Origin of the sequence: Pseudarthrobacter sp. J1763 (genome assembly GCF_050490295.1) — a bacterium.
Classification (GTDB): Bacteria; Actinomycetota; Actinomycetes; order Actinomycetales; family Micrococcaceae; genus JBNPEO01.
Genome location: NZ_JBNPEN010000017.1, coordinates 1 through 22,337, shown reverse-complemented (window position 1 = coordinate 22,337; position 22,337 = coordinate 1). Strand labels below are relative to the sequence as shown.

Here is a 22,337-nt window from a genome sequence, read left to right as displayed (position 1 = left end):
ACATGGACCAGGAAATAGAAAACATTGAACGCCTCAGCCCCGAAGAGTGCTGGGACTTGTTAGGCTCCACCACGGTGGGACGGCTAGCCGTCATTGTGGACAATCACCCGGAAATCTTCCCGGTGAACTACGTCCTCGATCAGAACAGCATCGTTTTCCGCACCGCCTCCGGGACCAAACTCTGGGCCACTCTGAGCGATCCGTGCGCCTTCGAAATTGATGGCTATGATCCGCACACCGAACAGGCTTGGTCCGTGGTGGCTCGAGGCAAAAGCGAGCTGATGCTGGACCATGGCGAAAAAGCCAACGCTGATGAACTCCACCTAGAACCTTGGCAGCCCGGTAGAAAGAACCACTACCTACGCCTGAACCTCGAGGCCATCAGCGGCCGACGCTTCACCACCAACCATCCTGACATTTGGACCACACCGGACACTGACGCCCGCACGGAGACCTTCCACTGAGCGCCCAGCCCGGCACCAAAACCTCCGGACCCGTTCTGAGAGCTGTCAAACAATACCCGCTGGTGGCCTTGACCGTTCTGGTGGGTGCCGCCGTCGGAATTCTTTTACTGACCGGCCAGCCAGTGGCCGCCCGATGGACAGCCACCGTTTTTGCACTCGGCGTCACAGCGGTCCGGACCATCGCCATGGTCCGGGAAATTTTTCACGGAAAGTGGGGCATTGACCTCCTGGCCGTGACAGCCATTGTGGCCACAGTTCTGGTGGGCGAATACATCGCCTCGCTGATTATTGTCTTGATGCTCACCGGTGGTGAAGCGCTGGAAACCTTTGCGCAAGGCCGGGCCTCTAGGGAGCTCCGCTCGCTCTTGGACCGCTCACCAAGGATCGCTCACCGCGAAGCCAAGGGGGTGGGAACCGTTGCCGAGGACATCCCCGTAGCTGACGTGGAAATTGGGGATGTGCTGCTGATTAAGCCGTCAGAAATCCTTCCAGTGGACGGCGAGCTACTCACCGAGGCCGGGATTTTTGATGAGTCAGCGCTCACCGGTGAAAGCCTCCCCGTGGAGCACGTCCGTGGTGACACTCTTCTGAGCGGGTCCCTTAACGGCGAAGCTGCTGTTCACCTGCGGGCCACGGCCACTTCCGCGAACTCCCAGTACAGCCAAATTGTGGCGTTGGTCCAAGAAGCAGCTGCTAGCCGGGCTCCCACCGTCCGGCTGGCCGACCGGTACGCCGTCCCCTTCACGCTAATAGCATTGATTCTGGCCGGACTCGCCTGGTTTATCAGTGGTGAGCCGCACCGCTTTGCCGAAGTCCTAGTGGTAGCCACACCGTGTCCTCTGCTGATCGCCGCACCAGTGGCCTTTTTGGCAGGAACCAGCCGTGCAGCCCACGCCGGCATCATCATCAAAAACGCCGGCACCCTTGAACAACTTGCCCGGGTCAAAACTGCCGTGTTCGACAAAACCGGAACACTCACCCATGGACACCCCACCCTTGAGAGAATCCAGATCGCGCAGAGCGCGCCCGCAGGACTCACAGCCGATCGTCTGCTGCAATTGGCGGCCTCCGCGGAACAATATTCTTCCCATGTGCTAGCCAGTTCCGTGATGAACTCCGCACGCGCCAAAGGCTTGGCCCTCTTGCCTGCCACCGATGCCCGCGAACACGCCACCGACGGCGTTACAGCCCAGTGCCAGGGTCACACCGTAGTGCTTGGCAAAGCAGCGTTTGTGGCCGCAGCAACCACTGGATTTACCCGAACCATCCTTGCGAGCGGGCAACTGGGCATCTACCTTGGGGTGGACGGCCAGTTCGCCGGGGCCCTCATGATGAGTGACCCGCTGCGCGAAAACGCCCCCGCCACGGTGGCTGCACTCCGCGCACTTGGAGTCCAAGAAACTCTGCTCCTCACCGGAGATGCCACCTCAACCGCCGAGCACATCGGCCGCGAAGTAGGCATCAGCACGGTTCATGCTGAATGCCTGCCCGCGGACAAAGTCACCGCCGTAGCAGCCATCACCCAACGCCCCGTCATGATGGTGGGCGATGGCATCAATGACGCACCGGTCCTCGCTGCGGCCGACGTCGGCATAGCGATGGGTGCCAAAGGCGCCACAGCGGCAAGCGAGTCAGCCGACGTCGTTATTATGATCGACGACCTATCCAGAACCTCACTCGCTGTGGAGATTGGCCAGTACACACTCAAGATTGCTCACACCAGTATTTGGACCGGCATACTACTGAGCCTCGGCTTGATGGTGGCCGCCGCATTTGGACTGATCCCCGCCGTTGCCGGCGCGCTCCTGCAAGAATTGGTGGATTTGGCCACCATCCTCAACGCCCTCCGGGCCCTCGGCGACGGCCACAAGCGCTCACCCGTAGCTCCGCGTTAGAGCTGCTGAGAAACACTAAAGCGGGCCGCACGGCGGTGAACATGGTGCGTCCGCCCACGAGGCTTCGCGGCAGTGGCGGGTAGCTCCGTTTGAGCGGACCGGGCAAAGAACCAGTGCTTGGCCGTCTCCACGAGCACCAAATACACCACTGTCATGGCCAGAAGCGCTAAGAAGAACGGCACCGGTAGCGGATCAAAACCAAGAACCGGCCCCACCGGCGACAGCGGCAAATAGATCCCGGCGGCCACCACACTCAGGGAGGCCCACAACAAACCTGCCGAAGGCCTGCTGCGCAAAAACGGTACACGGCGGGTTCTGATGGCAAAAATGATCAACGTTTGAGTGGCGATGGATTCAATAAACCAACCTGCCCGGAACTCGCCAGGGGCTGCATTAAAAACAAACAACATCAACCCAAAGGTGGCGAAGTCGAACAGAGAACTGATGGGACCAAAGAGGAACATAAAACGGCGAATAAAGGCAATGTCCCAGTGCGATGGCGCTCGCAATTGTTCCTTGTCCACCCGGTCCCCCGGAATGGCCAACTGGCCAGTGTCGTAGAGCAGATTGTTGAGCAGGATCTGGCCCGGCAGCATGGGCAAAAAACTCAAGACCACAGAGGCCGTTGCTGCGCTAAACATGTTCCCAAAATTGCTCGAAGTCCCCATCAGGACGTACTTGATGGTGTTAGCAAAAATGCGCCTCCCCTCCCGGACACCTTCCGCCAAAACACCCAAGTCCTTGTCCATCAACACAATGTCAGCAGCACCCTTGGCAACATCCGTGGCGGTCTCCACCGAAATTCCAACGTCCGCCGCGTGCAAGGCGAGGGCGTCATTGACGCCATCGCCCAAAAAGCCCACAGCCCGGCCTTTTTGGCGCAGGGCCCGGATGATCCGTGCTTTCTGTTCTGGGGAAACACGGGAGAAAATGCTCGCCTCATTCGCAGCTACCGCCAACTCTTCTGCGGAGAATGCATCAATCTCAGTTCCGGTGAGCGTCCCGCCGGAAACCAAACCCAAGTCGGCGCACACCTTTGCCGCCACCCTTGCGTTATCCCCCGTGGCAACTTTCACGGCAATCCCTAGGTCCGCGAGCGCCTTGAGTGAATCTTGGGCACTGACTTTGGGCTTATCCAAAAACACGAGAAACCCGGCCAAAACCAGACCGTGCTCATCTGCCGGTGTAATAGCCGATTTGCCCACCACTTCCCGGTAGGCAACGGCGATAACTCTTGATCCGGCGTCGTACTCATTGTCCAAAAGTTGCTGGGCGGCGGCCGGGACGTCGGCGCAGACTGCCATCACGTCCTCTGGTGATCCCTTGGTGACGATCTGCTGGTGACCGGCGGAGCTGCTGATGAGTACGCTGGTCATCCGCCGCTGGTGATCAAAAGGGAGGATGGCCAACTGCTGCTGGGCCGTGGTGCTGAAATCTTGGGCGTCGCTTGCGTCCCACAGGGCTGTGTCCAGCGGGTTCTGGCCCAGGGTTAGTACTGGTGTGTGGGAGTAGTCGGCCTCTGTGGCGAGCAGGCCCAAGGTAAACAGCTCGTCCTGGGTAACGTCCGTGCGCACGGGGTGGGCTGCCACAAAACTGATGTGCCCCTCGGTGAGGGTTCCGGTTTTGTCCGTGACCAGCACGTCCATGTCTCCGAGGTCCTCAATACAGACCAGACGTTTGACCAGGACTTTCCGCTTAGCCAGGGCCCGAGTTCCAGCCGCCAGGCAGGTGCTCACCACGGCTGGCAGTAACTGTGGGGTAATGCCCACAGCGATTGCGAGGGAAAAGAGCAGTGACTCCAGGAGCGGGCGTCCCAAAAGGAGGTTGGCAATAAAGATCAGAGTGGTCAGTCCTACCGCCACTTGCAGCAGGAGGAAGGAGAAACGCTTGAGCCCGTTTTGGAACTCTGTTTGTGGTTGGCGCTCCCCCAAACCCATAGCGATCTTGCCAAACTCGGCGCGTCCACCGGTAGTAACCACCACCCCGGTGCAACTGCCAGCGGCGATGATGGTGCCCATAAAGAGGCAACAAGACAATTCCGCTAGGACGCGGTCACCCTCACACGGTGCTGGGTCCTTATCTACTGGGAGCGATTCCCCTGTGAGAATGCTTTCATCGCACTGCAAACCCTGCGACGTCAGTAGCCTGATGTCCGCAGGGATCAAGCCACCCAAGGCCAAACGGACCACGTCACCGGGAACAAGATCCACCACGTTGATGCGTGATTCTTTGCCGTCCCGCAAGACCACCACTGTGTGTGTCACTCGATCATGCAGCGCTTCGGCGGCACGCTCAGCGCGGAATTCGTTGGTGAAGCCCAAGCCCACACTGACCACGAGGATCACACCAATTACGATGGAGTTGGTGGCGTCACCCAAAAATAGCGACAAGCCCGCCGTGATGATCAGCAGGATCAGGATGGGGCTTTTGAGCTGACGGCCTAAGACCGACCAGCCACTGGCCCTGTGTGTTCTCAGTGCATTCGGGCCAACGGCTTGCAAGCGTTTGGCGGCCTCGGCGCTATCAAGACCGTTGTCCCTGGATTGCAAGTCTTGAAGGACTTTGCCAATCTCATCCCCGGCCGATTCAGGCGCAGTGAAGCGGCGGAAATCCGTTGCTTCTTTCACTCCAGCAAGGCTCACTAACTGCCAACCTGTCCTGCAGCGGTGGTTGCTGCGTTTTGTCCCTGTGGTGGGCCCAGTTGTCCCGTGCCTTACATATTCCAGTAGCCGAGCGTTCCTGCACAGGGTCCAAAGTCCCTTTCAGTCAGCACCGGCAGATGCCACACTGGGGAAGAACGTTGATTACCAGCATTGACCATGCAGCCAACGCGGTGGACATCCACCCCAACGGATCCGGGGCAAGCCTTGAACAACGAAGAAACCCAGCACAACGCGTCACCTTTCACGCCTGCCGTAAACTCCGGCGTTCCCGCAGAATTTGTTGAGCTGGACAGGTACTGGCACGCAGCCAACTACCTGACGGTGGCGCAAATTTATCTGCAAGAAAACGCCCTCTTGCGTGAGCCGCTGCGTGTGGAGCACATCAAATCCAGACTCTTAGGCCACTGGGGCACCAGCCCTGGATTGTCCTTGCTGTACGTGCACTTGAACAGGCTGATCAACAAAACCGGCGCTAAAGTTCTTTTTGTTGCCGGGCCGGGCCACGGTGGGCCGGCCGTCGTCGCAAATGTCTATTTGGAAGGTTCTTATTCCGAGGTTTACCCCGAGGTTAGTGAGAACCATAAGGGTCTGCGGAAAATGATCCGTCAGTTCTCAACCCCGGGCGGTATTCCCAGCCATGTTGGCCCGCCCACGCCCGGTTCCATCCATGAAGGTGGCGAACTGGGGTACGCACTCTCGCACGCCGCCGGTGCCGCAATGGACAATCCAGAACTGATTGTGGCGTGTGTGGTGGGTGATGGGGAGGCAGAGACCGGCCCCTTGGAAGGTGCCTGGAAAATCCCCGCATTCTTGAACCCACGCCGTGACGGTGCTGTTTTGCCCATCCTGCACCTGAATGGTTACAAGATTGCTGGGCCCACTGTGTTGGGACGCCAATCGGACCAACAGGTAATGGACTTGCTCAGTGCTCACGGTTGGGACCCCATAGTGGTCTCCGGTGATGACCCGGCATTGGTTCACCCAGCACTGGCCCAGGCCGTAGAAAAAGCTCATAAGCGCATTGTGCAGATTCAGGCCCAGGCACGGGAACGCGGCACTAACGGTATTCCCCGCTGGCCGGCGATTATTCTGCGTACCCCCAAGGGCTGGACCGGACCGTCCTCGGTGGACGGCGTCCCGGTTGAAGGGACCTTCCGTTCCCACCAAGTACCGCTCTCCGGTGTGAAGGAAAACCCGGAGCATTTGGCCCAGCTTGAGGCGTGGTTGCGGTCCTATAAACCAGAAACACTGTTCGACGACGAAGGGCGGCTAGTGCCTGAGCTTGCGGCTTTGGCCCCGGCCGGTGAAGCGCGTATGGGTTCCAGTAAGTGGGCTCGAGGTGGTCCAGCCTTGGCGCCGCTGCCCATCCGGCCCTTGGAAAATTATGCCCTCGAAGTGGGCGTTCCTGGTTCTACTAAGCACGAAACCACCAAAGTTCTGGGCGAGATGCTCCGGGACATTTACACTGACACATCAGACGATCCGCGGTTCCGGCTCTTTAGCCCCGATGAGACAAATAGCAACCGGCTAGGTGCCGTGTTTGAGGTAACCGATCGTTGCCTGATGGAGCCGGTTCAAGAAGGCGATGACCACCTTTCCCCAGACGGGCGGGTGATGGAAGTTCTCTCCGAACACTTGTGCCAAGGCTGGCTGGAGGGGTATTCGCTCACTGGACGTTACGGTCTTTTTGCCACCTATGAGGCCTTTGCCATGGTCAGCGCCTCCATGACCATCCAGCACACCAAGTGGTTGCAACACGCACGCGATTTGCCATGGCGGAACCCCGTTCCCAGCCTGAACATTTTGTTGACCTCGACCTGTTGGCGCAATGACCACAACGGTTTCAGCCACCAGGGCCCCGGGCTCATTGATACAGTCCTCTCGCTCTCCGGATCTGTGGTTCGGGTATACCTGCCACCAGATTCCAACACTCTGCTAGCAGTCTCCGAACATGTTCTCCTGAGTAAGGACTACGTGAACTTGGTGGTGGTGGACAAACAAGCTCACCCACAGTATTTGACCCTCGAAGAGGCGCGTCATCATGCCGAAGCTGGTGCTTCAATCTGGCATTGGGCCGGGAACGAGGCTGAAACCAAAGAGGCCGCCGATCCTGATGTGGTGATGGCGTGCGCCGGTGACGTACCCACGGAAGAAACCCTCGCGGCAGCGTGGCTCCTGCAACGGCACATGCCACGCCTCAAAGTCCGGGTAGTCAACGTGATGGACGTGATGGTCCTGCAGCCCGATGATGCGCACCCGCACGGTATCAGTGACGCGGACTTCGAAAAGCTTTTTACTTCCGACGGCGAGGTGATAGTTGCATGGCACGGTTACGCCCGAGCCTTCCACCAACTCCTTCACGGCCGCCAACACCCTGGCCGCTTTCATGTGCGCGGGTATAACGAACAGGGCACCACCACTACCCCGTTCGACATGGTGGTCCTTAACAGGATGAGCCGCTACCACTTGGCACTTGAAGCCATCCGCCGGGCCGGGCAGCACGTTGACGGTGCCCAAGAACTGATTGAACATTGCAACACCATGCTGGCCCGGCACGCCAGCTATGTTCAGGAACATTTGGAGGATATGCCAGAAATTCGCGATTGGGTGTGGTCAGCGCCCTAACTCGGGCGCTGGCCAGCCGCCGGTGGTGACTACCCTGTGCTGCTGATCAACAAATCTGGCGGCAACACCGGCAGCTTTGAACCAGTCAACGGCGCCAAAGCCGCGCACAATTCCTGCAGTGCTGTACGCATTGGCCTGCAAGCACGTTGGCGCCGCCACGGTGACTGATCTCCACACGGGCTCCGCTGGAGTGCCAAATCGCGGGTCCAGAATGTGGTGAACTTCTTTACCCTTCTGCACCCAACGCCGCTTCTGTGTACTGGAGGTGGCCATGGCGTGCCCCGCCGCTAAGCCAACCTGCTGCCACGGGTCTTGGGCGAGGTCTTGGACCAAAACCTGCCAACCACCCAGCGGTGCCGGACCCGCCGTCGCAATATCCCCACCCAAGGACACCAGAACGCCGGTGCCCAAGGTTGCGGCAACGCGGTCTGCTGCCATGTCCGCGGCAATTGCTTTCGCTGTGGCGCCCAAGTCCAGGCGAAGGGTCTGCGGAATCTGCAATGTGCGGCCAGTGAGCTTAACGCGTTCCCAGCCCGGTGCACGTCCAATAGTTCTGACCTGTACCACCACCGAAGACGCTGAAGGGTGTTTTAGGCGGCTGCGAAGTTTTACTTCCGTGAGGTCGCGGTCATAGCCTAGGGCGTCCATGTCGCGTCCCAAGGTGGGGTCCACTGCCCCATCTGTCCATCGGGCGGCGTCGAGTGCACCAGCCACCAGCAGGGCCAAGGTTGAGCTAACCGTTGCCCCGGACGCGAGTTCAGGCTGAAGTTTGGCCAACTCTGAGTCCGGCCGGAAGCGGCTGCCGGCAGCATCCACCTGCGCTATAACTTCCCGAACAATCTCTTCCGCAGCATTCAGCACCGAGGCGTCGGTGACAGTCAATGACGCTTCAAGACCCCATACTTTCCAGTTGGTTTGAGCGATTCTCTCAATGCCGCTCGTCGTGAGATTGCTCATCCTAAGAACCCGTTGACTGGCCGCTGATCATTCCACCGTTGCCCTGCTGGACAGAGGTATCACCGGAAGAGTCCGTACTACCTGAGGAAGCGCTGCTGTCCGAGGATCCACTGTCGCTTGAAGTACCGCTATCGCTTGAAGGACCGCTGCTGCTAGTGCTTCCGCTGGTGGTTTGCGAGCTCTGATTCGTGCTGGTGCTGGATGCTGCGGCGTGAGTGCTACTCATGGCGTCTACTGTTACGTTGGTGATCCCCACAACTGCCAGACCGCCCAGCGCCACTAGCGCCGTGGCCTTGAGTGCACCCTTGCTTCCATTACTTCGCGGTTCCATCACAGGCTCCTATCCGTTCGCTGAATCCCCTGAATTCATAGTGGCCACGGTTCCTGTGATTTGGATTAGTCAGTTCTTGGAGCGGCCTTTGGATAGTGGCCGGTGGTGCCCACAGTTGTGACTTCCGTCCGCGCTGATGAAAACCTCTCAAACACACGCTGCTCAGTGCCTGGCATACACCCGGGTCTGCCTTCAGAGTCAGTTTGCCGGGCGGGTGAGCACCAAGGGGCATACAAGACCCTGCAAAAGACTGTGTGTTGTTAGCCCGTGACGCAAGTGGTGGACAACGTCACCACCACGGCTACCCACTACCAAGAGGGTTGCATGCCGCGCGGAATCTTTGAGTGCTTGGGCGGGATCTTCACCGAAAATAACGTGTCCCTGTACGTTCAGCGCAACACCGAACCGTGCCTGAAGCTCGGTGATAGTGGAATCGATAACATCCTGACCCGCCGTCTGAGCGTCAGACTCATCCGAGGAGCTACCAACCAGCCCCGTACTGGTGCTTGCCGCGTAAATCATGGTTAGCTCACCGCCGCCTCTGAGAGCTTCACCGGCAGCAAAATGGGCCGCGACCAGCGAATTGGGTGAGCCGTCAATCCCCACCACAATTCTTGTGGCTTCGCTGGGTGTGTGTTGCGGAATGATGGCGAGGGGGCACAAGGCTAGGACGGTGAGTTGGCTATTTACAGCGCCGAATCCTTCCCCGTGAATGTCAGCAGCCCGGTCAGTACCAACCACCAACATCTCGGCATCGTGGGAGGCTTCAACCAATTTGCCGGCGGGATCACCTTGGGTGATGTGTACCTGCACCTCCGTGAGAGGCGCAAACTCCCGCACTCGGTCAGCGTCGTTTTCCAAAAGAGCAATACTTTTTTGACGCTCGTTGTGCAGGTCTGTAGGTCCTGCAAGCTCATCAATCACGTGCATCAGAACCAGCGGGAGTTGGAGTGCCTCGGCACGCCGAGCAGCCCACTCCAACGCCACCTTGCTTGACGCGGACTGATCTACCCCAACAACAATTGGCTGCTTCGAGGACATCTTTGACCCAACTCCCCTGCTGTTCTGACAATCTATGGTTCAGATGACTGATGGTGTTGAAGTACTGCTGAACTAACTTTTCAAGCTAGGACGCAGGCACTTCCATCTCGCCGAGTTTGGACCAGCCGTCAACCTTCACGTTGACGATGTCCGGGGTTTCACTCAGGTAGGCCGGCAAGGTCTGAGTGGCCTTCTGGAAATGATCTGACTGCACGTGCTCCCCACCGGCTTCGTCATCACGGAATGCTTCAAGCAGCACGTACGTGTTGGGCTCTTCAACCGAACGTGACCATTCAAAAAAGACGCAGCCTGCTTCAGCGTTGGTGGCCTCAGTGAACTCACGGGAAATCTCCGGCCAGGCGTCGGCGTGCTCAGGCTTCACCGGGAACTTCGCAGTAATAAAGATCAACGTGTACTCCTTTTACATCGTGGCCGGGCGGGGTGGCCGCAGCACTTTAACTCTGCCATCCACACTAGTAGACGCCTGTGCCAAACTGTCCGTATGCCCGCCCACCTTTACAGCCTCTCTTCCATTTGGAACTTTGCCCATCCCCGGCAGAAGGTCTGGGACGTGATGGCGGATCCCACCATGTCTTGGCCCCTTTGGTGGCCCGGCTGCAGCCTGGCTGCCCCGCTCGAACACCACAGTGACGTCCATTCCTCAGCCGATGAACAAATCTTGACGACGACGGCGGCACTGAAGTTCCGCGCGTCGTACGGCTACACCTTGATGGTCCTGTACCACCCAACCCGAGTAAACAGTCCCCGGGAAGTTACTTTTGACGCCCGCGGCGACCTGGTAGGTCAAGGACGCGCGGTTCTATCCTCGATTGACGAACAGTGCACTCGTGTGGAGATTGAGTGGAACGTTCGGCCAACCAGCCGATGGATGCAACTGCTCAGCCCGCTTGCCGCGCCGGCATTCAAACACGCGCACGCTGTATTGATGGCCAAAGGTGAGACTGGCCTGCGCAACTACCTCGGCCGCTAGTGCGCCTGCCCGTGTTCGGGTGACTTAATGAGATTATATGCGTATGTATGCAGATAAGAAGGCTTGCACGCTTGACGTTGACAGTCAGTACGTTGAGCTTGCTGTTGAAATCTTTGCCATGCTGGCCGATGCCACCCGTGTTCGGATTATCCTCGCACTGCGTGACCAAGAGCTGGCCGTTGGCACCTTAGCTTCCATCGTGGGAAAGTCCCCCACCGCAGTTTCCCAACACCTGGCAAAGATGCGTTTGGCCCGTATGGTCTCAACCCGGCAGGACGGCACCAAAGTCATGTACCGCCTGGAAAACGAACATGCTCGGCAACTGGTTACTGACGCAATTCACCAGGCCGAACACGCACTTGGCGGAGTTCCAGCCCACCACCAAAAGCAGGAGGAAGCATGAGCATTACGGATCACGGCAGCCACGAACACCCACACAAAAACGGGCACAGTCACGAGGATGAAGCTCACCACGAGCACGGTCACAGCCACGATCACGATCACAATCACAATCACAATCATGAACATGAACATGGCGACCACAGTCATAAGCATTATTCGGGAATCCGCGGCTGGCTTTATGAGCTCTTTGTTCCGCATACTCATGATGCCGCTGACTCGATCGATGACGCGTTGGAGTCCAGCACCAGGGGTGTTCGAGCTCTAAAAATCAGCCTTTTCATCTTGCTAGGCACAACCATCCTGCAATTCTTGGTGGTCCTTATCAGTGGTTCGGTGGCACTCTTGGCTGACACGATCCACAACTTCTCGGACGCACTGACGGCAGTACCCCTGTGGATCGCGTTCATTGTGGGGCGCCGTGCTGCGAACCGCCGCTACACCTTTGGTTATGGCCGCGCCGAGGATCTCGCCGGGATATTTATCGTGGCGGTAGTTGCCCTATCCGCCGTGGTGGCCGCTTGGGAATCCATTGATCGCTTGTTTCACCCGCAGCCGCTGCATAATCTCGGCTGGGTCTTGATAGCTGGACTCATCGGTTTTGCAGGCAATGAGTTAGTGGCCGTCTACCGCATTAAAGTTGGCCGCCAGATTGGCTCGGCTGCCCTCGTGGCGGACGGCGTTCACGCCCGGATTGACGGCTTCACGTCTCTAGCCGTGGTTCTTGGTGCTGTCGGCGTAATGCTTGGTTTCCCGCTAGCTGACCCGATCATTGGCCTGGTCATTTCCGCGGCCATCATTGCTCTGCTGTGGGGCACGGTGAAAAGTATCGGCCGCCGCCTGATGGACGGGATCGAGCCCGAGCTGGTGGACCGGGCGGAAGCTGCACTAACCGGCACCCCAGGGATCCTTTCTGTGGATCGGGTTCAACTGAGGTGGGTTGGGCATCGTCTCCAAGGTGCAGCCGTGGTGAATGTCGCAGACGCTCCCCTGTCTGAGGTAGCAAAAACTCTGCACGCCGCCGAACATCGCCTTGGTCACGCACTGCCCAAATTGGACCACTTCACCGTCACCCCGGCCGCCCAGCAGTAGCAGAAGCTCGCGACACGCGAACGTGGAAAGAATTCTCGAAATTAGTTGTTGCTTCAACTAAAGATGAGGCGTACATTTTTAGTTGAAGCCTCAAGTAAGTGAGGTCAACACATCGAGGAGATCGAAATGACTGCAGTAAGCATCCTGGGACACGGCAACATGGGCTCAGCAATCGCTGGCATCTTTGAAAAAGCTGGCAACACCGTTCAGCTTCTGGGAAGTGCAGACAAAGACCAGGCGCTGACTGGCGAGATTGTTGTCTTGGCTGTTCCTTACCCGGCTGTTGAGGGTATCTTGGCCCAGCGCGGTGAAGAACTCGCAGGCAAGGTGGTTGTGGACATCACCAACCCGCTCAACTTCGAAACTTTCGATTCCCTCACCGTCCCGGCCGATTCTTCCGCCACCGCCGTGATCCAGGCAGCACTCCCCGGCGCCAAGGTCATCAAGGCCTTCAACACAAACTTCGCCTCCACCTTGGCAACGGGCGAGCTCGCCGGTCAGCCCACCACCGTTTTGATCGCCGGCGACCACGCCGAAGCAAAAACCCAGCTCGCCGAGGCTGTTACCTCCGCTGGCCTGCGCGCCATCGATGCGGGCGCTTTGAGCCGTGCACGCGAACTCGAAGCAATCGGCTTCCTCCAGATCACCCTCGCTGCTGGCGAAAAGATCGCCTGGACCGCAGGATTCTCCGTCAACGCCTAAGGCACCCGTAGTAGAGCATCACCGTCATACGGCTACACATCCTTTGGGCTGGCGAACACCTTTCGCCGGCCCAAAGGACTCCACTTAATACTTTTTGAGGACCCCCAAGTGAACACTTTCTTTGCAGAACCCACTGTTATTTGGCACGCTCCGGACAACTCCGCACAGCCGCTTGTGGTCCTCCTCCACGGACGTGGCGCCGACGAAAACGGCATCATTGGCCTAGCGGACCACTTGCCAGTGGATCATTCCTACGTGGCGGTTCGTGCACCCATCGCGGCAGGCGCAGGTTACGCGTGGTTCGCTAACCGTGGCATTGGCCGTCCCATTGCCGAATCGCTGGCCGAAACCATGGCTTGGTTCAAGACTTGGTTGGACTCCGTAGCCCCAGCTGGCCGTCCGGTAATCCTGATCGGTTTCAGTGGTGGAGCCGCGTTCGCCGGCGGGCTTCTCCTGGCGGATCCTCAGCGTTTTGCTGGCACCGCCGTCCTCTATGGCACCTTGCCGTTCGACGCCGGTGTCCCCACCACTGCTGGCCAGCTCACCGGTGCGCCGGTGTTCGTAGCGCAAGGCGATGCCGACACCGTAATCCCCCGTGAGTTGCTGGATAAGACCTGGACTTATCTGTTGGGCGACTCCGGCGCCACCACCACTTCGCGCCGCGATCCGGGCGGGCATGGACTCACCAATGAAACACTGACCAAACTCGGCGAGTGGATCTCAGGACTCTAGGGTCCCGCTTCCAACCACCACGGCCAGCCATTGCCGGGCTCTGCCCATAAGGGCTTTGGCCGGTTTGGTGTTCCGCGCCCAAGACTCGAATCCGTGCGGCGCGTTAGGGACGACGTCGAGCGTTACCCTAACGCCCGCGCTGGCGAGCCGCCGCCCGTACTCACGCACTTCGGGGAAAAACAGTTCAATATCCCCCACTGCGAGAAAGCTCGGCGGCAGGCCCGTCAGATTTTCACGGCGAGCCGCAGCGGCGTAGCGCGGAACTTCCTCACCACCAGGCTCTTTACCGAGGTAACCCCGCCAGCTGTTCCGGTTGGAACGGTTGTTCCACGCCCAGTGCTCCACCGAGTCCAATGTCTCATCGGCAGCCGTTCTGTCATCAATCATCGGCGAAAAGAGCCACTGACCAATGGGCTGAGAGCCCCCCTCATCCAAAAGTCGCTGAGCCAGTACTGCCGCCAATCCTCCCCCGGCGCTTTCTCCGCCGAGCACAATTCTTGCCGGGTTCACGCCCAGCGCATCGGCATTTAGCTGCAGCCACCTCCACGCCCAGTGAACGTCATCCAAGGCCGCCGGAAAAGGGTGTTCAGGGGCAAAACGATAATTAGCCGAGACCACAACCATTCCAAGATCACGTGCTGTTTCTGCGCACAACGGTTCGTCTTGACGGGCATCTCCAAACATTAAACCGCCACCATGAATCCACAGCAGTGCCGCTTCATTGCGCCGCAAATCCGGTACATAGATTCGCAGCCGAAGCTCCCCCAGCTTGGCTGTAGACACAGCAACACCAGCCACCCGCCGCACCGGCATCACCGCAGTAGCCCACCGTGCCATATTGCGGATGAAAGCATTAGACCAATCGAGGGCGGGTAAGGCCTTTGTCGCAGCCCTCAGGTCTGGGTCCACGTTGTTGATATGCATACGCTTCCAGTCCAATGGTCACGAGAAATGGCCGGATACAGCCGTGTAACCAATTTATGCCGAAACTCCTGGTCGTCATAGCTGCATGCACTTACGCTGCCTGCACTTACAACGTTGCGGCCCGGAACCTGGCCGGAACATCTCGCGTGCCGGTGGCCAACCCTGCAGCCCACTCGCCAATCAGCGGCGCAAACTTAGCACCGTGGCCCGAGCAGGGCGAGACGATAGTGAGCCCACCGGCCCGGTCGATCACAAAGTCTTCGCTGGGGGTGTTGGTGAAGAGGCACGTGGTTTCGGCATACGGTTCAGGGTCTAGGCCAGGCAGATTCATGCGTACATAATCCACAACCCGCTCACGGTTTGCCGGATCAACCACGCCAGTTTGGTCGGCAGCAGAAGGGATGATTCGTCCGCCGTTATATTCGGCCACTTTTTGGCCGTCAAACCCGGCATCCCTGCCACCGGGGAGTCCATAAACCTCAATGTATCCGTTGTTGTGGATGAAGGTGGGCCAGGCTTGCCTAGTCTTATTTGCCTCCCGGTAGTGGAAGTGGAAGACCTGCTCTTGCCGCACCGTAAATTTGGGTATGCCAGCCAAAAAACCAGAGGGAAGTGGGAGCTGCCCAAGTAGTTGCGGTAACCAGCCACCGGCAGCGATCACCACATTTTCGGCGTCGAACGTCTCACCGTTATCGCGTACCAAACGGTACCCGTGGCTGCGTTCCTGAACCGAGGCAACAGTCCAATCCGTCAGCAGCCGAGCGCCGTGTTTTCTAGCTTGTGCCACCATCGCGTTCACCGAACCCTCGGCATCGATCACCCCGGCACCAGGCTGCCACAATACCGGCGACTCAAATTGGATCTGCGGCCAGCGCTGCCGGGCCTGGTCAGCGGTGAGGAGGTTGTGCTCAACACCAACAGCAGCCAAAACTCGGGCCAGCTGTTCCGGGTCTCGGTGCGTGCCGTGATCCACAGCCCCAACGGGGTCAATCAGATCGGCCCCGTGGAGCTGTTCGAGTTCATTCCATAGCGTGCGGGATTCCGCCACCGCCCGGGCATAAAACTCATCGGCATAGGCGTACCTGAAGATCCGCGCAGAGCCGTGCGAACTCCCCCTGTGGCTGGCTGGTTCGTCACGCTCCAGGATGGTCACTTCATGTCCTGCTGCGGCAAGCTTCCACGCAGCCGCGGCACCAGCTAGCCCCGCACCTACAACAAGGTATTTGGATGATTCAGTCATAAACGGGATCCCCGGATTCAGCTCGTGCCGCCCATCGCTTGGCGGGCCATCATTGACGCTTCAATCCTATGGGTCAGCAGGATGGCCCCATCAGCTATTACGCTGCGAGGCCATCGCTGATCATCGCCACCGGTGTGGTGCGGAACCCTTCACCTGGTTCGAACTCTTCCCGGAGGATTGCGTATGGTGGCGTTCAGATCCCCAAGATCTTCTCGAAAAGCCCGGCCGGGATATCACCCTTGCCCATTCCCCGTGGAGTGCGATCCCGACGTCGTTCAGCAAGGCGTCGCTTGGCCGAAACACTGCCTTGGAACCCCTGCGCCAGGGCGCTCTTGCGAAGTGGTGGAAGATCTTCGCGCACGATGACCTTCTGCTCAACGCGCGCCTGCAGGGGAATGACATCAAAACGGCATCGTTGGCCGAGGCATAAGTCAACGAGATGTATTCGCCGCGATGACTTTGGCACACCTCCATAACGGGGCCCACCCGGTCGTGGGGAAGATGGAGGCTCACAGAAACGAATGGCTCCAAGGCACTATGGAATTGCTGCACTTGCGGAAACTGCATGGGGCCGTCAACTGCGATCACTTCGCCGTTGACGAGCCGAGCCTGGTAAGGAACGCTCGGTGAACTGGCAATGACCTCCACGGAAAACTCACGGAGCAGCCGCTCGCGAACAATTTCTAGATGAAGCATCCCGAGGAAACCGCAACGGAACCCTGCACCCAGCGCAGTGGAAGTCTCCGGAGTGAAACGCAGCGCTGCATCGTTCAGGGCAAGCTTGGCGATGCCCTCACGCAAGGTATTCAAATGGCGGGCATCTAGGGGATAAAGACTGGCGAAGACCATAGGCGCAGGTTCATCGTAGGGCAACAATGGTTCGGTTGCCGCCAGCCCGAACCCCGTCAGGGTGTCGCCCACCCGGAGCGCCGCAACGTCCTTTACCCCGGTCACGACATAGCCGACCTCGCCGTTGGACAAGCCGAGCGCGGCAATCGGTTGAGGAGTGAAGTGGCCGACTTCCACGGCCTCTAACTCAAGATTATTCGACATCAGCTGCATGCTGTCACCGTGCGCGAGCGCACCATCAACGATTCGTACGTGCATAACTGCGCCCTGATACGGGTCATAGTGCGAATCAAACACGAGTGCACGCAACGGGCTCCTTGGATCGCCCGAGGGTGGCGGAAGTTGCGTGGTGATGGCTTCGAGGAGCTCCGGGATCCCTTGGCCCGTTTTGGCCGAGACTAATAGAGCGCCTGCGGCATCGACGCCTTCGAGGGCATCGAGTTCTGCCAAAGCGGATTCGATGTCCGCCCCGGGACTGTCCACCTTGTTCAACACCGGCAGGATAGTTAGACCTTGACGGTGGGCCGCACGGAGGACTGCAACGGTTTGCGCCTGAACTCCTTGAGTGGCATCAACCAAGAGGATTGCTCCATCGCACCCCGCCAAACTGCGTGCAACCTCCGCCGCGAAGTCGACGTGGCCGGGCGTGTCTATGAGGTTCAGCTGGAAGTCTGAACCTAAGTGGTTGCGGTAATTCAAGCGCACCGTTTGAAGCTTCACCGTGATCCCGCGTTCCCGTTCAATCGCCATGGAATCGAGGACTTGGTCTCTAAATAGCCGATCGGGAACGGCGTCAGTTGCCTGGATCAGGCGATCGGAGAGCGTGGATTTCCCATGGTCAATATGGGCGATGATGCAAAAATTCCGGATATGGACAGGACGGTCCGGTTCGGATTTAAAGGGGAAGGAAATTGCTGTGGAATTCACAAGAGTGCCTTTCGGAGCGTGAGTGCACGCACGAAACTCATTACCCGACGAAAAAATACCGCGGGTCTAACTGAATGAGGCGCCTCTAGGTGGGCGGGACCGGGCGGATCCCAAACCATGTTCACGGCTTAATTCCAGGGCCAGGCGCGCACGCTTTGCCTCGCTGCGGCTGTGGATCTAGCTCAACCTTGAGTTCTGCAGATGTGCCACGATTAGCCTGTGAGATCTAAGGAATTACTGGACAGCCTCGAAGACGTGCCTGCATCGGATCAGCGGGATGCGTATCAACGGTTTGTGTCATCGTCCGGAGACGCAGCCTTGAGTCGCGACGGCGGTCCGGAGCACGTCACAGGATCCTGCTTCGTTTTCTCGCCAGATTTCGATCAGGTCCTACTGTGTTTTCACCGCAAAGGTCAGTTCTGGGTGCAATTTGGCGGACACGTTGAGACTCAGGACCAGACTGTGGCTCAGACAGCCCAACGGGAGGCCCGGGAGGAATCAGGGCTTAGGGATCTGCTATTGATGTCAGCACAGATCGTTGACCTCGATCGCCACGAGCTCGGGTCTGGGTTTTCCTGCAGTGCCCATTGGGACATTGGCTACGTTGCCATCGCCGATCCCCGTGGTGAGGTCACGGTGAGTGACGAAAGCGACGACGTGAGGTGGTTCGCCGTCGATCGGTTACCTCGGCAAGTTCCCGCCGGCTTTGCTGGCCGCCTGAATCAGGCGCGCCACCGAGCGAGGTCGATTCGAACTACCCAACCGGGCCACATCACATCCGTACCGCGTTGAGTCGAAAGAACACCATCCACGCGCGCACTGGAGCCGTAATGGAACCAAGCAAGTCGCAGATCCTTGCCGGGTATGTCCGCACCCTTCTGCCGCTGGTCCGCGTGGGGAGCCCAGAATCCTAACGATCTGGCTCTGTGGCCGGCAGTAGCTCAGCTGGACTCCGACGGCGTTACTTCCGCAGCGGTTTCAGCCGGAGCGGCCGGTGGCATTGCGATCACAGCTACCACCGTGAGCACGGCCACCACAAGCACCGCAAGGAACACTGCTCCGGAGGCGGAGACAATAGTGTGATGGTCTGTTGTGCCGTTTGGGGTGCTGGCATAAATCGCGTTGGCTATGGCTCCAAAAACGGCCACACCAATGGCGCTACCAATCGACCGGGTAAAGAGGTTGGTTCCTGTCACCACTCCCCGTTCGCTCCAGCCCACACTTGATTGGGCTGCAATGAGAGTGGGGGTAGCAACCAGTCCTAGCCCGAGTCCCACAATGAAGCAGCTTAATGCCACCAGCAAAACGTTGGGTGTGGCGGCCGTGAGTGCAAGCACCGCCGCGCCAAGAGCGGTGATGCTGATGCCAATAAGTGCAGTGCGTTTGAAACCGATGCGCAGATAGAAGCGGCCCGACTGTGAAGCACTGATGGGCCAGCCAAGGGTTAGTGCGGCTAACGCGAGCCCGGCCAAGATGGGGGATGTGGAGAGCGAGCCTTCCAAGAACGTCGGCACGTAGGATGTGAGACCCAGCATCGCTGCACCCACACCAAAAGAGATGAGCGCCGTCGTTGCTAATAGTCGGCGGGAGAAAACCCACGGAGGCAAAACAGGTTCGGCAGCCTTCCGCTCAACAAAAACAAATATTGTCAGCGTCAGAGCACCGATCACAAAGATGCCGATGCTGATGGGCGAATTCCAGGCCCATGCTTGGCCACCCTCCAGAGCTCCCAAAATGATCAGGCTGAGGGAAATGGTGAGCAGGACTGCGCCAGCGTAATCCACGCGGTGCTTCACTCGCTCAATATTTTCATGGAAGCTTTTCAGCAGCATCCACGCCGCCAGCAGGCACAGTGGAATGTTGACCAAAAAGATGCCGCGCCAAATCCCTAGGGAGGAAAAGACGCCACCCAGCGTTGGGCCAACCACTGAAGAAATCGCCCACACACTCGCCAAGTAACCTTGGACCTTGGCTCGCTCCGTCAGAGTGTAAATATCACCAGCAATGGTGATAGCAACTGGCTGTACCGCACCAGCACCGAGGCCTTGCAGAACGCGGAAGGCGATCAAGGCCGGCATACTCCAGGCGATTCCACACAGAATAGAGCCCACTAAGAACAAACCGATGCCCAGCAGAATAATCGGCTTGCGGCCCACCATGTCGGAAAGTTTGGCATAGATGGGCACTGAGACGGCCTGCGCCAAAAGGTATGCAGAAAACAACCACGGGAAGGACGCGAAACCGCCAATATCGTTCACGATCGAAGGCACAGCCGTGGCGACAATCGTGGAATCAATCGCCACCAACCCCGTCGATAGCATCAATGCGATCAAGATTGGTCCTCGTTCGGACCGGAAGCCCACTCCGTCTGCAGTTGTTGTGGTCATCTGATCCCGTTCGTCTCGTCTTCTGTTCCGCTGTGGCGTATGGACTCCGTCTGGCCCAGGGTGCACAACCACAGACGACGGCGAATTAGTCCCGCAGGTGCCCCATGAGTGGCAGCTCTAGAGGGGCGGGTGATCCGCCATTGCGGTGCATCTCATGCCAATCATCATGTGTACTTTACTGGCGTGGTTGCATGCTAGGAACTCGGCGCCTGGCATGGGTCCTGCTGGTAAAACCATCCGCTTTTCGAAACCCGCCGTTCCACGATGGATTCACCGAGTTGAGCATTAAACAACGAATGACTCCCCCGCCCCTGCTGACCATGAGCTATGCAATTTGGCACTTCGCCTGATGTCTTAGGCGCGCGTTGCCTGCAGAAATCCGAGCAGTTGACGGTTGAATTCAGTAGCTTCGTTCCAATGCGGACAGTGCCCACTGTTTTCGAAGATGGACAGAGACGCCTGCGGCAACGTGTCCGCCAGCCACTGCATCCCCTCGAGCGGGAATGAAGGCGAATGGCGACCAGTGGCCACCCACGATGGGACATCAACCATGGGGACGACGTCTCGCCAGTCGGCAATGAAGTGATCTGCCAAAAGCGGCACTACGGTCCCCTGAGGAAATTCTGTGAGCCCTCCCACCTCAGAAAAGAGTTGCTCCACATGAGCTGGCATAGGGGGTTCCAGCTCAGGACTACCCCACTGAAACCTTCCATTTACGGAGTCCCAAACGTTACCCCACTGCACACCTCTCACACCCCAAGCCCATGACTCATCGTTAACAATTTTTGGCGACTCATCAATGGCCACGAAGGAATTCACTCGATCGATTCCGTGTAGCTCGAAATAAGCCAGACATACCGATACGCCAAGTGAGTGGCCGATCAATGCAACCTCATCAAGTTGCAGGTGATCGATCAGTTCACCGAGATCTTTCCCCATCCGGGAGATTCGTTGGCCGTTACTTGGTGAGTCCGAGCGTCCGTGAAATCTCAGATCCAGAGCAATCATTCTGTAGCCAGCAGTGATCAGAGCATCACGCTGCAAGGCCCAGTGCGCGGCCTTGCAGCTAAACCCATGAACAAGAAGGACGGCAGGACCAGCGCCCAGGTCATCGTAGACCAGCCGTGCGCCATCCGTGGTTCGAAACGAGCTAGTTTGATCCGTCACTTGTTGACTCCTTCGGCATTCTTATGACTGAGGTGTGTCAAGGATCCGGGACAGTTCGTTAGTTTCTTTTTGGTTAGGCAGCAGCGGGTAGCTGCTGGTTTTGGGTCATGAATTTGGCCATGGCCGCAGCTGGTGGCAAGCCGTCATTGTGGGTGTGGGGTCTGTGCCGATTGTAGAAGACCTCGATGTAACGCATCGTTGCCCGCCGTGCGTCTTGCCGGGTGGGGAAGCTGTAGTGGTGGTAGAACTCGTTCTTCAGTGACGAAAAGACAGACTCGGCCACGGAATTGTCCCAGCACACTCCTTTGGCCCCCATGGACTGCCGGACCCGGTTGCCCACACACCACGCACCTAGCTCCCGGGACGTGTATTGAACTCCATGGTCGGAGTGAAAAACGGCGTCTTTTCGCACATATCCCTTGTTTCTAGCCATGGTCAGGGCGCTGACACACAAGGAAGCACGCATGTGATCAGCCATAGCCCAACCAACAATCATGCGAGTACACAGATCGATAACCGTCGCCAGATACAGCCATCCTTCATTGGTCCTGAAGTACGTGATATCCCCAACCAAGCGCGTCCCAGGAGCCGGGGAGGTGAAGTCCCGGTTGATGAGGTCCGCGAAGACTTTGTCTGGGTCAGAAGGGATCGTCGTGCGTTTGAAAGCACGCATCCGCCTAGCCACCCACCCGTTCTCCGCCATGATTGACGCCACCGTTCCCAGAGACACCCGAACCCCCGCGGTGGTGAGTTTCGCATGCACCATACGATGCCCAAAAATCCCGTCGGAGGAATCGAACACAGTCTTTACCTGCCCGGTCAGCTCCCGGTGCCGAATCGTTGTGGGCGTATCGATAGCATCCCTCCAGCGGTAATACGAGGACCGTGGAACACCGAGTTTCCGGCACATGAACGCGATCTTCTCTCCAGCGTTCTCCTCCTGCTGAACAA

At 58.4% G+C, this 22,337-nt stretch carries 20 protein-coding genes; 9 read left to right on the top strand and 11 right to left on the bottom strand.

The window, feature by feature from the left end; translation table 11 throughout:
- The first annotated feature begins 2 nt into the window (after nucleotides 1-2).
- Entirely contained in the window at nucleotides 3-464 is a 462-nt protein-coding gene (locus ACQQCD_RS13030) for a pyridoxamine 5'-phosphate oxidase family protein (protein WP_430268775.1), read from the top strand.
- 62 nt (nucleotides 465-526) lie between these two features.
- Complete coding sequence (locus tag ACQQCD_RS13025) at nucleotides 527-2,359, top strand: heavy metal translocating P-type ATPase (protein ID WP_430268774.1); 1,833 nt, start codon at nucleotides 527-529, stop codon at nucleotides 2,357-2,359.
- Here ACQQCD_RS13025 and mgtA read toward each other — a convergent pair.
- Nucleotides 2,356-5,001: a magnesium-translocating P-type ATPase gene (gene mgtA / locus ACQQCD_RS13020; protein WP_430268773.1), complete on the bottom strand. Its 2,646-nt coding sequence runs from the start codon at nucleotides 4,999-5,001 to the stop codon at nucleotides 2,356-2,358. The two genes, ACQQCD_RS13025 and mgtA, sit on opposite strands and share 4 nt — an antisense overlap.
- 177 nt (nucleotides 5,002-5,178) lie before the next feature.
- Between mgtA and ACQQCD_RS13015 the strand changes: the two genes are divergently transcribed.
- Nucleotides 5,179-7,647, top strand: coding sequence for a phosphoketolase family protein (locus ACQQCD_RS13015; RefSeq protein ID WP_430268772.1), 2,469 nt, complete (start codon nucleotides 5,179-5,181; stop codon nucleotides 7,645-7,647).
- Here the strand turns inward: ACQQCD_RS13015 and ACQQCD_RS13010 are convergent.
- From ACQQCD_RS13010 to ACQQCD_RS12995, 4 genes are all read right to left on the bottom strand, one after another.
- Nucleotides 7,636-8,604 (bottom strand): FAD:protein FMN transferase, encoded by a 969-nt coding sequence (locus ACQQCD_RS13010; protein WP_430268771.1) that lies wholly within the window; start codon nucleotides 8,602-8,604, stop codon nucleotides 7,636-7,638. The two genes, ACQQCD_RS13015 and ACQQCD_RS13010, sit on opposite strands and share 12 nt — an antisense overlap.
- A 1-nt stretch (nucleotide 8,605) precedes the next feature.
- Entirely contained in the window at nucleotides 8,606-8,935 is a 330-nt protein-coding gene (locus tag ACQQCD_RS13005; protein WP_430268770.1) for a hypothetical protein, read from the bottom strand.
- Between the two features lie 198 nt (nucleotides 8,936-9,133).
- The gene (locus tag ACQQCD_RS13000; protein ID WP_430268769.1) at nucleotides 9,134-9,976 is read right to left on the bottom strand and encodes a universal stress protein; all 843 of its coding nucleotides are present in this window, start codon (nucleotides 9,974-9,976) and stop codon (nucleotides 9,134-9,136) included.
- A gap of 85 nt (nucleotides 9,977-10,061) precedes the next feature.
- The gene (locus ACQQCD_RS12995) at nucleotides 10,062-10,385 is read right to left on the bottom strand and encodes a putative quinol monooxygenase (protein ID WP_430268768.1); all 324 of its coding nucleotides are present in this window, start codon (nucleotides 10,383-10,385) and stop codon (nucleotides 10,062-10,064) included.
- 93 nt (nucleotides 10,386-10,478) lie between these two features.
- Between ACQQCD_RS12995 and ACQQCD_RS12990 the strand changes: the two genes are divergently transcribed.
- The 5 genes from ACQQCD_RS12990 (at nucleotide 10,479) to ACQQCD_RS12970 (ending at nucleotide 13,892) form a co-directional block, all read left to right on the top strand.
- Entirely contained in the window at nucleotides 10,479-10,967 is a 489-nt protein-coding gene (locus ACQQCD_RS12990) for a hypothetical protein (protein ID WP_430268767.1), read from the top strand.
- Nucleotides 10,968-11,010: 43 nt separating this feature from the next.
- Nucleotides 11,011-11,370, top strand: coding sequence for an ArsR/SmtB family transcription factor (locus tag ACQQCD_RS12985; protein ID WP_430268788.1), 360 nt, complete (start codon nucleotides 11,011-11,013; stop codon nucleotides 11,368-11,370).
- The gene (locus ACQQCD_RS12980; RefSeq protein WP_430268766.1) at nucleotides 11,367-12,458 is read left to right on the top strand and encodes a cation diffusion facilitator family transporter; all 1,092 of its coding nucleotides are present in this window, start codon (nucleotides 11,367-11,369) and stop codon (nucleotides 12,456-12,458) included. The genes ACQQCD_RS12985 and ACQQCD_RS12980 overlap by 4 nt, the downstream gene beginning before the upstream one ends.
- A gap of 126 nt (nucleotides 12,459-12,584) precedes the next feature.
- Entirely contained in the window at nucleotides 12,585-13,160 is a 576-nt protein-coding gene (locus ACQQCD_RS12975) for an NADPH-dependent F420 reductase (protein WP_430268765.1), read from the top strand.
- A gap of 108 nt (nucleotides 13,161-13,268) precedes the next feature.
- Nucleotides 13,269-13,892, top strand: a complete 624-nt coding sequence (locus ACQQCD_RS12970; RefSeq protein WP_430268764.1) for an alpha/beta hydrolase — start codon at nucleotides 13,269-13,271, stop codon at nucleotides 13,890-13,892.
- On the opposite strand, the gene ACQQCD_RS12965 is transcribed toward ACQQCD_RS12970, so the two are convergent.
- The 3 genes from ACQQCD_RS12965 to lepA form a co-directional block, all read right to left on the bottom strand.
- Nucleotides 13,881-14,816, bottom strand: coding sequence for an alpha/beta hydrolase (locus ACQQCD_RS12965; RefSeq protein ID WP_430268763.1), 936 nt, complete (start codon nucleotides 14,814-14,816; stop codon nucleotides 13,881-13,883). The two genes, ACQQCD_RS12970 and ACQQCD_RS12965, sit on opposite strands and share 12 nt — an antisense overlap.
- Before the next feature lie 106 nt (nucleotides 14,817-14,922).
- On the bottom strand, nucleotides 14,923-16,056 hold the full coding sequence (locus ACQQCD_RS12960) for an FAD-dependent oxidoreductase (protein ID WP_430268762.1): 1,134 nt from the start codon (nucleotides 16,054-16,056) through the stop codon (nucleotides 14,923-14,925).
- Between the two features lie 120 nt (nucleotides 16,057-16,176).
- Nucleotides 16,177-17,832: a translation elongation factor 4 gene (gene lepA, locus ACQQCD_RS12955; protein WP_430268761.1), complete on the bottom strand. Its 1,656-nt coding sequence runs from the start codon at nucleotides 17,830-17,832 to the stop codon at nucleotides 16,177-16,179.
- A gap of 219 nt (nucleotides 17,833-18,051) precedes the next feature.
- Between lepA and ACQQCD_RS12950 the strand changes: the two genes are divergently transcribed.
- Complete coding sequence (locus tag ACQQCD_RS12950) at nucleotides 18,052-18,624, top strand: NUDIX hydrolase (protein WP_430268760.1); 573 nt, start codon at nucleotides 18,052-18,054, stop codon at nucleotides 18,622-18,624.
- Between the two features lie 149 nt (nucleotides 18,625-18,773).
- Here the strand turns inward: ACQQCD_RS12950 and ACQQCD_RS12945 are convergent, their stop codons facing one another.
- The 3 genes from ACQQCD_RS12945 to ACQQCD_RS12935 all read right to left on the bottom strand — a co-directional run.
- Entirely contained in the window at nucleotides 18,774-20,219 is a 1,446-nt protein-coding gene (locus ACQQCD_RS12945; protein ID WP_430268759.1) for an MFS transporter, read from the bottom strand.
- A 354-nt stretch (nucleotides 20,220-20,573) separates the two neighbouring features.
- Nucleotides 20,574-21,386, bottom strand: coding sequence for an alpha/beta fold hydrolase (locus ACQQCD_RS12940; protein WP_430268758.1), 813 nt, complete (start codon nucleotides 21,384-21,386; stop codon nucleotides 20,574-20,576).
- A gap of 73 nt (nucleotides 21,387-21,459) precedes the next feature.
- The coding region (locus ACQQCD_RS12935) for an IS3 family transposase (protein ID WP_430268757.1) at nucleotides 21,460-22,337 on the bottom strand (878 nt) is incomplete at its 5' end.